The 11,950-nt window shown below is 59.5% G+C and carries 10 protein-coding genes; 3 read left to right on the top strand and 7 right to left on the bottom strand.

The window, feature by feature from the left end:
- Positions 1-126 precede the first annotated feature (126 nt).
- Both HKK52_RS22005 and glpT read left to right on the top strand, forming a co-directional pair.
- Entirely contained in the window at positions 127-1,104 is a 978-nt protein-coding gene (locus HKK52_RS22005) for an NADPH:quinone oxidoreductase family protein (protein WP_169372565.1), read from the top strand.
- Positions 1,105-1,384: 280 nt separating this feature from the next.
- The gene (glpT, locus tag HKK52_RS22000; protein WP_169372564.1) at positions 1,385-2,737 is read left to right on the top strand and encodes a glycerol-3-phosphate transporter; all 1,353 of its coding nucleotides are present in this window, start codon (positions 1,385-1,387) and stop codon (positions 2,735-2,737) included.
- On the opposite strand, the gene HKK52_RS21995 is transcribed toward glpT, so the two are convergent.
- The 7 genes from HKK52_RS21995 to HKK52_RS21965 form a co-directional block, all read right to left on the bottom strand.
- Positions 2,710-3,381, bottom strand: a complete 672-nt coding sequence (locus tag HKK52_RS21995; RefSeq protein ID WP_169372563.1) for a gamma-glutamylcyclotransferase — start codon at positions 3,379-3,381, stop codon at positions 2,710-2,712. The genes glpT and HKK52_RS21995 overlap by 28 nt on opposite strands.
- Before the next feature lie 208 nt (positions 3,382-3,589).
- Positions 3,590-4,558 carry a CDP-6-deoxy-delta-3,4-glucoseen reductase gene (locus HKK52_RS21990; protein ID WP_169372562.1) on the bottom strand — a complete coding sequence of 323 codons (969 nt, stop codon included), beginning with the start codon at positions 4,556-4,558 and terminating at the stop codon, positions 3,590-3,592.
- Positions 4,558-6,024, bottom strand: coding sequence for a 4-hydroxy-3-polyprenylbenzoate decarboxylase (gene ubiD / locus HKK52_RS21985; protein WP_007942423.1), 1,467 nt, complete (start codon positions 6,022-6,024; stop codon positions 4,558-4,560). The genes HKK52_RS21990 and ubiD overlap by 1 nt, the downstream gene beginning before the upstream one ends.
- 69 nt (positions 6,025-6,093) lie before the next feature.
- Positions 6,094-8,097, bottom strand: a complete 2,004-nt coding sequence (locus HKK52_RS21980) for an acyltransferase family protein (RefSeq protein WP_169372561.1) — start codon at positions 8,095-8,097, stop codon at positions 6,094-6,096.
- Positions 8,098-8,245: 148 nt separating this feature from the next.
- Positions 8,246-9,505, bottom strand: coding sequence for a transcription termination factor Rho (gene rho, locus HKK52_RS21975; RefSeq protein ID WP_007942421.1), 1,260 nt, complete (start codon positions 9,503-9,505; stop codon positions 8,246-8,248).
- A 243-nt stretch (positions 9,506-9,748) separates the two neighbouring features.
- Positions 9,749-10,078, bottom strand: coding sequence for a thioredoxin TrxA (trxA, locus tag HKK52_RS21970; RefSeq protein WP_003177349.1), 330 nt, complete (start codon positions 10,076-10,078; stop codon positions 9,749-9,751).
- 120 nt (positions 10,079-10,198) lie between these two features.
- Positions 10,199-10,906, bottom strand: coding sequence for a FadR/GntR family transcriptional regulator (locus HKK52_RS21965; RefSeq protein ID WP_169372560.1), 708 nt, complete (start codon positions 10,904-10,906; stop codon positions 10,199-10,201).
- A 256-nt stretch (positions 10,907-11,162) separates the two neighbouring features.
- Here HKK52_RS21965 and HKK52_RS21960 point away from each other — a divergent pair, with 256 nt between their 5' ends.
- Positions 11,163-11,948, top strand: a complete 786-nt coding sequence (locus HKK52_RS21960) for a transporter substrate-binding domain-containing protein (protein ID WP_169372559.1) — start codon at positions 11,163-11,165, stop codon at positions 11,946-11,948.
- The last annotated feature ends 2 nt before the right edge of the window (positions 11,949-11,950 follow it).

Here is an 11,950-nt window from a genome sequence, read left to right as displayed (position 1 = left end):
GCCTAGCATAACGACCCGCCGCGCAAGCACAAGCTTATGGCTGACTATCAGGGGCGGGCATGCTCGTTGACCCAACGACTCACACACCTACACTTATCGGCCATCACTCCCAAAGGAATAGCCCTGATGAAAGCCGTGCTATGCAAAGCCTTCGGCCCCGCCGAATCGCTGGTGCTGGAAGACGTCGCCAGTCCTGTCGCCAAGAAGAACGAAATCCTGCTGGACGTGCACGCCGCCGGGGTCAACTTCCCGGACACGCTGATCATCGAGGGCAAATACCAGTTCAAGCCACCCTTCCCGTTTTCCCCGGGCGGCGAAGCCGCGGGCGTGGTCAGCGCTGTGGGGGAAAAGGTCAGTCACCTCAAGGTCGGTGACCGGGTCATGGCCCTGACCGGCTGGGGCAGCTTTGCCGAGCAGGTCGCGGTGCCGGGCTACAACGTGCTGCCGATCCCGCCGTCGATGGATTTCAACACCGCCGCTGCCTTCAGCATGACCTACGGCACTTCGATGCACGCCCTCAAGCAACGGGCCAACCTGCAACCGGGCGAAACCCTGTTGGTGCTCGGCGCGTCCGGCGGTGTCGGCCTGGCCGCCGTGGAAATCGGCAAAGCCATGGGCGCCCGGGTGATCGCCGCTGCCAGCAGCTCCGAAAAACTTGCCGTGGCCAAGGCTGCCGGCGCCGATGAACTGATCAACTACAGCGAAACCAGCCTCAAGGACGAAATCAAACGCCTGACCGACGGCCAGGGCGCCGACGTGATCTACGACCCGGTCGGTGGCGACCTGTTCGACCAGGCCGTGCGCGCCATCGCCTGGAACGGTCGCCTGCTGGTGGTCGGTTTTGCCAGCGGACGCATTCCCGAATTCCCGGTGAACCTCGCCCTGCTTAAAGGCGCGGCGGTGGTCGGTGTGTTCTGGGGCTCGTTTGCCCAGCGCCAACCCCAGGACAACGCGGCGAACTTCCAGCAGTTGTTTGGCTGGTTCGCCGAAGGCAAGTTGAAACCGCTGGTGTCGCAGGTGTATCCGCTGAGCAATGCGGCGCAGGCAATCAATGATCTTGGCCAGCGCAAAGCGGTCGGGAAAGTGGTGGTGCAAGTTCGCTGAGCCAGGCGAAGCGGTCTGGACGGTAGAGTCCGGATCGCTTCTTCTTGTCAGGAAGGACATTTCCCAAAGTTACGTCCTACTTTGAACCGAAAAACCGCACGAAGGCGCGTAAGTAACCTTTCCCACACCGTCCTACACTTACACCTGAGCGACATGTTCATAAAGGAACACGCGATCTCCAACATTTCCGCTGTTTGACCAATGCGAACCGGTGCTATTTTCGGTAACGAAACTGTAACATTCGCATCCGCAGTCAAAACAAGAAATTTGGAGCTCTTGAATGTTTGCTTTCTTTCGACCTGCCGCACATCAGGCTCCCCTGCCTGAAGAAAAAATAGACGACACCTATAAACGACTTCGCTGGCAGATCTTCGCCGGCATATTCATTGGGTATGCGGGTTACTACCTGCTGCGCAAGAACTTCACACTGGCATTCCCGGACCTGATTGCCCAGGGCTACACAAAGGGCCAACTGGGTGTGGCCATGTCGGCGATTGCGATCGCCTACGGTCTTTCCAAGTTTTTGATGGGCATTGTGTCCGACCGCTCCAATCCGCGTTACTTCCTGCCCTTCGGCCTGATCGTGTCGGCTGGAGTCATGTTCGTTTTCGGTTTCGCTCCCTGGGCGACGTCGAGCGTGACCATGATGTTTATCCTGTTGTTCATCAACGGCTGGGCACAAGGCATGGGCTGGCCACCGAGCGGCCGGACCATGGTGCACTGGTGGTCACAGAAAGAACGTGGCCAGGTGGTTTCGGTGTGGAACACCGCGCATAACGTCGGTGGCGGGTTGATTGGTCCGCTGGCGATTCTCGGCATGGGCTGGTTCAACGACTGGCACAGCAAGTTCTACGTCCCGGCCGCCGTGGCGCTGCTGGTCGCCGTATTTGCCTTCATTGTGATGCGCGACACGCCGCAATCGACAGGCCTGCCGCCGATCGAGAAGTACAAGAACGATTACCCGGAAGGCTACGACGCCAGCCACGAAGAAGAATTCAGCGCCAAGGACATCTTCGTCAAATACGTGCTGCGCAACAAAATGCTCTGGTTCATCGCCCTGGCTAACGTCTTCGTCTATCTGCTGCGCTACGGCATCCTGGACTGGGCGCCGACCTACCTCAAAGAGGTCAAGCACTTCGATTTCGACAAAACATCGTGGGCGTACTTCCTCTATGAGTGGGCAGGCATTCCGGGCACGTTGCTGTGCGGCTGGATGTCGGACAAAGTCTTCCGAGGCAACCGTGGCCTGACCGGTATGGTGTTCATGGGGTTGGTGACCGTGGCGACGATCGTGTATTGGCTGAACCCGCCGGGCAACCCGATGATCGACATGATCTCGCTGTTCGCGATCGGCTTCCTGATCTACGGCCCGGTGATGCTGGTCGGCTTGCAAGCGCTGGAGCTGGTACCGAAGAAAGCCGCCGGTACCGCCGCTGGCTTTACCGGTCTGTTTGGTTACTTGGGTGGTTCCGTCGCGGCCAGTGCGCTGATGGGCTACACCGTGGACTATTTCGGCTGGGATGGCGGCTTCATCCTGCTGGTCGCCGCCTGTTTGCTGGCGATGGCCTTCCTTGCCCCCACGCTGGGGCATAAACAAAGCGCCAGTCAGACCCGCGAAGAAGCGATCGCCTGATCAGCCTTTGATTGGCAGCGCTTGAGCCGCGCCTCCAGATTCCGGTCTGGCATGGCGTGGCTTCGCAGGGCGTTGGCGGTCTGCTCGACATAATCGCGAGTGGTGCCGTAACGCCCGCAAGCGCTTTCGAACACCTGGCTCAGCACGTGATCCGGCAAGTTGCCGGCATAGCTGGGCAGGTGCCGTTCCAACACAAATCCCAACGCCTGAACCTGGCTTCCGTCTTCAAGACGGCAGTTGAGCCAGTGTGGGCGATAGGACGGGAATGGCATCTCGCGCTGCCAAAGGGCGTAAAGCGAAGCTTCGAGTTGTTCTTCAGGCAAGCGATAAGCGAAACCACTGCAAGAGCCGCCGCGATCCAGGCCAAACACCAGGCCTGGTACTTCCGGCGTGCCGCGATGTTCATGGGACCACAGGTACAAACCGCGATGATAGCCATGCACTCGACCGCGCACTCGCTCCACCGCCGGGCATTCCGGGCGCCAGATCAGCGAGCCGTACGCGAACAGCCAGACCGGCCCACCCTTGTGGCGCGCCATGGTCGATTGCATCGAGCTGAGCAATTGTTCGTGCGTAAGCTGCGGCCCCAGATCGAGTCGCGGAGGGTAAGGCAAATTCAGAAAAGCAGATTCAATGGCGCTCATGGCGAATAGCGTTCAGCTCCCCGCGGGTAAAGAATTACTTAATAGAACGCACCGCTGTAACAATAAGGCACATATGTTTTAAGGCAATTTAAGTGCCATGGCACAGTTCTTAAATAATTGCCCATATGACATATAACCTACCGGCATTTATATAAATCTATAAATACCGATCGGCTATATAGGGAGTTATAACGATTAAGATCGCGGATCAAGATCGTGGCGCGTAGGCAAATACGTCGGCGCGCATCTGATGAGCATCCATCCCCGCTTCCACCAACGCATCCAGCGTGCCGTAGACCATCGCCGGAGAGCCGCTGGCGTAGACATGCAGCGACTTCAGATCAGGGAAGTCCTCACACACCGCCTCATGCAGCATCCCGCAGCGCCCTTCCCAGCCGCATTGATCGCTGACGACTTTATGCAGGAACAGATTGGGCAGTTTCAGCCATTCGTCCCAATGTTCGATTTCATAAAAGTCTTCAGGACGACGCACGCCCCAGTACAAATGCACCGGATGCTTGAAACCGGCGGCGCGGCAATGTTCGATCAGGCTATGGATCTGGCCCATGCCTGTGCCGGCGGCAATCAGCACCAACGGCCCGTCCGGCAGCTCGGCCAGGTGGGTGTCGCCGAACGGCATCTCGATGCGCACCATGGCGTTGCGTTGCAGCTGTTCGATCAGGCTCAACGCACTGGATTCGCGCGCCAGGACGTGGATTTCCAAATCGCGCCCGGCATGGGGTGCAGAGGCCAGGGAGAAGGCGGATTTCTCGCCGTTCTCGCGCTCGATCATCAAGTACTGACCAGCGTGATAGCGCGGTGGTTTGCCGGCAGGCGCCCGCAAGTGAACCCGAAAGGTATCCCCACCAACGTCCCTGCATTCAATGACCTGACACGACAAGCTGCGCACCGGCAGTTCTCCCAGCGCGAGCACGCCATCCCACAGCACGATGCAGTCTTCCAGCGGCTCTGCTATGCAAGTGTAGAACTCACCGTGGTCACGCACATGGCCGGCTTGTTCGACCCGACCTTCCACCAGCAACGCCGCGCAGACATGGCAATTGCCGTTGCGGCAGCTTTGCGGGCATTCATAGCCCAAGCGCCGCGCGCCATCGAGAATCCGCTCGCCGGGCCGTATCTCAAGCACTGCTCCGGAGGGCTGCAAGGTTACACGCATCAATCTATTCCTAACTGATTCCAGATGGCATCGATCCGTTGGGTCACGGCGTCGTCCTTGACGATCACCCGGCCCCACTCGCGAGTGGTTTCGCCCGGCCATTTATGCGTGGCATCGAGCCCCATCTTCGAGCCCAGGCCGGACACCGGCGAGGCGAAGTCGAGGTAGTCGATCGGCGTGTTGTCGATCATCACCGTGTCGCGCTTGGGGTCCATGCGCGTGGTAATGGCCCAGATCACGTCGTTCCAGTCGCGCGCGTTGATATCGTCGTCAGTGACGATAACGAACTTGGTGTACATGAACTGTCGCAAAAACGACCAGACACCGAGCATTACCCGCTTCGCGTGGCCCGGATACGACTTCTTCATGGTGACGATGGCCATGCGGTACGAGCAGCCTTCGGGCGGCAGGTAGAAGTCGGTGATTTCCGGGAACTGCTTCTGCAGGATCGGCACGAACACTTCGTTCAGCGCCACACCGAGAATCGCCGGTTCATCCGGTGGACGGCCGGTGTAGGTGCTGTGGTAGATCGGCTTGATCCGATGGGTGATGCGTTCGACGGTGAACACCGGGAAGCTGTCGACTTCGTTGTAGTAACCGGTGTGGTCGCCGTACGGGCCTTCATCGGCCATTTCGCCTGGATGGATCACGCCTTCGAGGATGATCTCGGCGGTGGCCGGCACTTGCAGGTCGTTGCCACGGCACTTCACCAGTTCGGTGCGGTTACCGCGCAGCAGACCGGCGAAGGCGTATTCGGAGAGGCTGTCGGGTACCGGGGTCACGGCGCCGAGGATGGTCGCCGGGTCGGCACCGAGGGCCACGGACACCGGGAACGGCTGGCCGGGATGCTTCTCGCACCACTCGCGGTAATCCAGCGCGCCGCCACGGTGGCTCAACCAGCGCATGATGACCTTGTTGCGGCCGATCACTTGCTGACGGTAGATGCCGAGGTTCTGCCGGTCCTTGTTCGGGCCTTTGGTAACGGTCAGGCCCCAGGTGATCAGCGGACCGACGTCGCCGGGCCAGCAGGTCTGCACCGGCAGCATCGCCAGGTCGACGTCATCGCCTTCGATGACCACTTCCTGGCACACCGCGTCTTTGACGACTTTCGGCGCCATTGCAATGATCTTGCGGAAGATCGGCAGCTTGGACCAGGCATCTTTTAAGCCCTTCGGCGGCTCGGGCTCCTTGAGGAACGCCAGCAACTTGCCGATCTCGCGCAGTTCGCTGACCGCCTCGGCGCCCATGCCCATGGCCACCCGCTCGGGGGTGCCGAACAGGTTGCCGAGTACCGGAATGTCGTAACCGGTTGGGTTCTCGAACAGCAGCGCCGGGCCTTTGGCCCGCAGCGTGCGATCACAGACCTCGGTCATCTCCAGCACTGGAGAGACAGGGATCTGGATGCGTTTCAACTCTCCGCGCTGCTCAAGCTGCTGCACGAAATCCCGAAGATCCTTGAATTTCATTGATGATGGCACCCGTAAAATAGGCGTACATCCTACCTGCTCTGCCGGCCGCTGGCAGCTTATCGCTGCTTACTTGGCCGCATTCACGTTGCCATTGCCGAGTGTGGCCTGGGCTTGCAGGCGCTTGAACAACGGTTCGAGGACCGGCGCCACGAACCGCGCGCCAATCTCGGACAGGTGATTGTCGTCGGTATACAGCGAATGCCCGTTGAGCTCGACCCTGCACAGGCCCGTGTCATCACACAACAATGGCGCCGGATCGACCACAGTCACGCCCGAATTGGCGGCTGCCAATTGTGCGAACAGCTGACTGATGAAGGCCTGACGCTTGAAGTGCTCGGTCACGGCCAAACCCACGTCATCCGTCGGACGGTGCAACATCGCCAGGCGACTGAGGCGGTAAGGCGGACTGAATTGTTGCAGCGGCGCTTCCTTCACCAACCAGACACGATGCCCGCCATTACGCAGTTGGCGGATAGTCGCCTGCAGACTTTCAGCCAAGCGTTGCTCGGCGCCGGCCCGGTCATAATGGCCACGGGAATCGCGCAGCACATGCCCGAGATCGCCTTTCACGTCGCCATAGAGGTACAGGCTCCAACGCGCGACCAAGACTACATCGACTACCGATTGAGGCTTCAAGGCCTGCTCGACCCGACGATTGAACCGGGCGCATCGCTGATCATGCTCAAGCCCTTCAATCGGAATGCAGCCCGGCGAACTGGCAAGAATCACGCTGACACCATGCTTTTGCGCGCCATCATCGAACACTGGAATCAGCGCCGTGGCATGACTGTCGCCCCAGACCAGCGCCTTTGATGCGCTTGGCGCTGACGCTCCGTAGTGACAAAAGAGTTTGTCGTCAGGGGTTTTGTCGTCGGCCAGGCACTTCATCAATTCCGGCCGCCATTCCTTGCCTTTGGCGTACTGCAAGGCCTGATCCGACAGGCGCGAAGGCAAGCCGTCGGTCCAGCGCAGCGCTTGACCGGCCAAACCGAGGACCACCACGCCGCAACCGGCCGCGATCAGGATCTGCCGGCGCCCGGCCAACAAACGCCGCTCGCGGAACGGGGTCTCGACGAAGCGCCACGACAGGTAGCCGAGCAGCAGCGTGAGTAAAATCAAACCGACGGTATCAACCAGCCCCGGCTCCTCGACGCTGGCATAGCTGGCGAAGACAAAGACCGGCCAATGCCACAGGTACCAGGAATAGGAAATCAAGCCGAGACCAACCAGCACACGACTGGCCAGCAGTCCACCGATCAGGGTTTGCCGATGACCGTTGGCCCAGATCAACGCGACCACGCCGAGCGTCGGCAACAGCGCCGCCGCGCCGGGGAATGGCGTGCTTTTATCGAAGGCGAACACCGCCAGCAGAATCAGCCCGAAGCCCAACAGGCTGACGACTTGAGCACCCGCCGTGGTGAGGCGCCAGTGACTTCTGGGCGCAACCGCCAGCATGGCGCCGGCCAACAGCTCCCAGGCACGCATCGGCAACAGGAAAAAGGCTTTCTCCGGGTGATGCGCCACGGCCCAGACGCTAAGCCCGAACGACAGCAGCAACACACCAAACAACGCGAGCCGCCAATGCTTGAGGCGGCTCGACAGCAACGTCAGCAACAGCGGGAAGACAATATAGAACTGCTCTTCAACCGCCAGCGACCAAGTGTGCAGCAACGGCTTCAGGTCGGACGCCACATCAAAGTAGCCGTCCTGGCGCATGAACAGGATGTTGGAGACGAACATCACTTGGTAGCGCACTGAGCGCCCCAGTTCTTCATAGTCCTTGGGGGCCATCAGGAACCAGCCCACCGCCAACACGGCGAGAATCATCACAAACAGCGCCGGCAGGATCCGCCGGGCACGCCGCGCCCAGAAATCGACAAAGCTGAAGCGCCCGGCCTGGCGCTGGTTCCAGATGATCGAGGTAATCAGGTAACCGGATATCACAAAGAAGACGTCGACACCGACAAAGCCGCCGGTAAATCCAGGAACGCCAAAATGGAACAACACAACCGCGATCACGGCGATTGCCCGCAAGCCGTCGATATCCCTTCGATAAGCAAGTGTGCTCATAAACAGAAAATGCCAGTCAGATTAATGTTCTGGGTTCATCGACCCATTTCGTTTTTGTACAGACCAACCCTAGCGGTAAACCTCCCCTTTTTTTGCATAAAAAAATGGCGCCCCGAAGGACGCCATCTTTAGCGGTTGAAAAACCGTCTTACTTACGCTTCATCGACAAGAAGAACTCGTCGTTGGTCTTGGTCGTTTTCAACTTGTCGACCAGGAACTCGATGGCAGCGATTTCGTCCATCGGGTGCAGCAGCTTGCGCAGGATCCACATGCGCTGCAACTCGTCGTCGGCGGTCAGCAACTCTTCGCGGCGGGTGCCGGAACGGTTGATGTTGATGGCCGGGAACACACGTTTTTCAGCGATGCGACGATCCAGAGGCAGTTCCATGTTGCCCGTGCCTTTGAATTCTTCGTAGATCACTTCGTCCATCTTCGAGCCGGTTTCAACCAGCGCGGTGGCGATGATGGTCAGCGAACCGCCTTCTTCGATGTTCCGCGCGGCGCCGAAGAAACGCTTCGGTTTCTCCAGGGCGTGGGCATCGACACCACCGGTGAGTACTTTGCCGGAGCTCGGGATCACGGTGTTGTAGGCGCGAGCCAGACGAGTGATGGAGTCGAGCAGGATCACCACGTCCTTCTTGTGTTCGACCAGGCGCTTGGCCTTCTCGATCACCATTTCGGCAACCTGCACGTGGCGGGTTGGCGGCTCATCGAACGTCGAGGCAACCACTTCGCCGCGCACGGTGCGCTGCATTTCGGTTACTTCTTCCGGACGCTCATCGATCAGCAAGACGATCAGGTGAACTTCAGGATTGTTACGGGCGATGTTCGCGGCGATGTTCTGCAGCATGATCGTCTTACCGGCTTTCGGCGGTGCAACGATCAGACCGCGCTGGCCTTTGCCGATCGGGGCGCACAGGTCGATGACACGACCGGTCAAGTCTTCGGTGGAACCGTTGCCGGCTTCCATCTTCATGCGCACGGTCGGGAACAGCGGGGTCAGGTTCTCGAAGAGAATCTTGTTTTTCGCGTTCTCGGGACGATCGTAGTTGATCGTGTCGACCTTGAGCAGCGCGAAATAACGCTCGCCTTCCTTCGGAGGGCGGATCTTGCCAACGATGGTGTCACCGGTGCGCAAGTTGAAGCGACGGATCTGGCTCGGCGAGACGTAGATATCGTCCGGGCCGGCGAGATAGGAAGCGTCAGCAGAGCGGAGGAAGCCGAAGCCGTCCTGGAGAATCTCCAGCACGCCATCACCGGAGATTTCCTCGCCGCTTTTCGCGTGCTTTTTGAGCAGGGAGAAAATCACGTCCTGCTTGCGCGAACGGGCCATATTTTCTATGCCCATCTGTTCGGCCAATTCGAGCAGTTCGGTAATCGGCTTTTGCTTGAGTTCAGTCAGATTCATATAGGAATGACGTAATCATTTATGGAGGGGGGGAAATTAAGCTTTTGGCTTAATGAGGCCGCGCCGCAGAGAAGGCGACAGGATCGCGTACTTATTCGAAAAGGAGTGCGTCGGCGACGGCTAGCAGGGGGCAGTGGAGAAACCAGTGCGGGGCCGAATGTACCACCTGAGTTTCGGAGCGTCTAGCCCTGAATACGCAAAAAGCCCCGCAATATGCGGGGCTTTTTTTACAACGTCGCCGACTTAGATGTTGGCGTCGAGGAATGCAGCCAGTTGCGACTTGGACAGCGCGCCAACCTTGGTCGCTTCCACGTTGCCGTTCTTGAACAGCATCAGGGTCGGGATACCACGCACGCCGTGCTTGGCCGGGGTTTCCTGGTTTTCATCGATGTTCAGTTTGGCAATGGTCAACTTGCCTTTGTAAGTCTCGGCAATTTCGTCCAGGACAGGAGCGATCATTTTGCAAGGGCCGCACCATTCAGCCCAGTAGTCGACCAGTACAGCGCCTTCGGCCTTGAGTACGTCGGCCTCGAAGCTAGCGTCGCTAACGTGTTTGATAAGATCGCTGCTCATGGAAGTCTCCAGGTTGTAAGCAAAAAAACGTGGCCCATCATAGCCGCCCTTCCCTCGTTCAGGAAGCTGCAGATGATTGAGTCTCGCTATGGTGGCGCATGAGTTTGGGTATAGCTCAAGTCACGAGGTGGCGGGAGCGACGAAGGCAATTCCGGTGCGCAGTGCGGCATTGCGTACATGTTCCTGCATCGCCTTCTGTGCCGCCCCGGACGCCCGGCGCGCCAGTGCGCGGAGGATTTTGCGGTGTTCCTGCCAGGTTTCCATGGCCCGCTCCGCCCGGATGAACGGTAGCTTCTGGCTCTCCAGAAAGATGTCGGCGCTGGCGGTCAGGATACTCAACATTGCCTGATTACCGCTGGCCAGCAGGATGCGTCGGTGAAACTCGAAGTCCAGCCGTGCCGCGGCGTCGAAGTCGCCGGCCTTGAGCTCAGTGCGCATGGCGGCCACATTGTCTTCCAGGGCATCGAGCTCAAAAGTGCTTAACGTCACGGCTGCCAGCCCCGCCGCGAATCCTTCCAGAGCGTAACGCAACTGGAAGATATCCAGCGGCGACGCCTGGGCCGCGAACGGCCAACTCGCCGCTGCATCACCTCGCGGCAACTCCACCGGCGCCTGCACGAAAACACCCTTGCCCGGCTGGATGCTGATCACGCCCAACGCACTCAGCGATGACAACGCCTCACGCAACGACGCCCGGCTAACCCCCAACTGCACCGCCAGGTCCCGCTGCGAGGGCAAGGCATCCCCTGCCCCGAAGCCTTGTTCGGTAATCAGCTTGCGGATGGCTTGCAGCGCCACTTCAGGTACGGCGCGAGAGATCGAGTTCATGGTTTTTCAGACGAACCAGGCCAATGAGCGGCTAGTTGTAAAGCTATTCGCCGCGCCCGGCAAGTCGTGCCCCAGCGGGGTTCGGCGATCAACGGCGATGCGCTATCGAGGTGCGAAACCGCAGCTGACTGTTCAGACCAGTAAGACCGACCAAAACCAGCAAAACCGCGGCCTGCCACCTGCAAAAGCCGATGTTGGCATGCCCCGTGCTCTGTCGAACCGCAGAAATCACTTCTCGCCGATTCGGAGATTTGCCATGACCCAGCGTTACAGCGCCCTCCTCGCCGCCCTGTTTGCCAGCCTGATGCTGAGCCAGGCACCCGCCCACGCCGACGGTCTGGAGGATGTGGTCAAGCGCGGCACCCTCAAGGTCGCCGTGCCCCAGGACTTCCCGCCGTTCGGCTCGGTCGGCCCGGACATGAAACCCCGTGGCCTGGATATCGACACCGCCAAGCTGCTGGCCGACCAGCTCAAGGTCAAACTCGAACTGACCCCGGTCAACAGCACCAACCGCATTCCGTTCCTGACCACCGGCAAGGTCGACCTGGTGATTTCCAGCCTTGGCAAGAACCCTGAGCGCGAGAAAGTCATCGATTTCTCCAGCGCTTACGCACCGTTCTACCTCGCCGTGTTCGGCCCGCCAGACGCGGCGATCAAAACCCTGGACGACCTCAAGGGCAAAACCATCAGCGTCACCCGTGGCGCCATCGAAGACATCGAACTGACCAAAGTCGCCCCCGAAGGCGTGACCATCAAGCGCTTCGAAGACAACAACTCGACCATCGCCGCCTACCTCGCCGGCCAGGTCGACCTGATTGCCAGCGGCAACGTGGTGATGGTGGCGATCAGTGAGAAAAACCCGAAACGCGTGCCGGCGCTGAAAGTGAAGCTCAAGGATTCGCCGGTGTACGTCGGCGTGAACAAGAACGAAACGGCGCTGTTGGACAAGGTCAACCAGATCATCGCCACCGCCAAGACCGACGGTTCGCTGGAAAAGAACGCCCTGACCTGGCTGAAAGAACCGCTGCCGGCCGATCTCTGATC

It is taken from the genome of Pseudomonas sp. ADAK2 (assembly GCF_012935755.1).
Classification (GTDB): Bacteria; Pseudomonadota; Gammaproteobacteria; order Pseudomonadales; family Pseudomonadaceae; genus Aquipseudomonas.
This window is presented reverse-complemented; position numbering and strand designations above follow the sequence as displayed.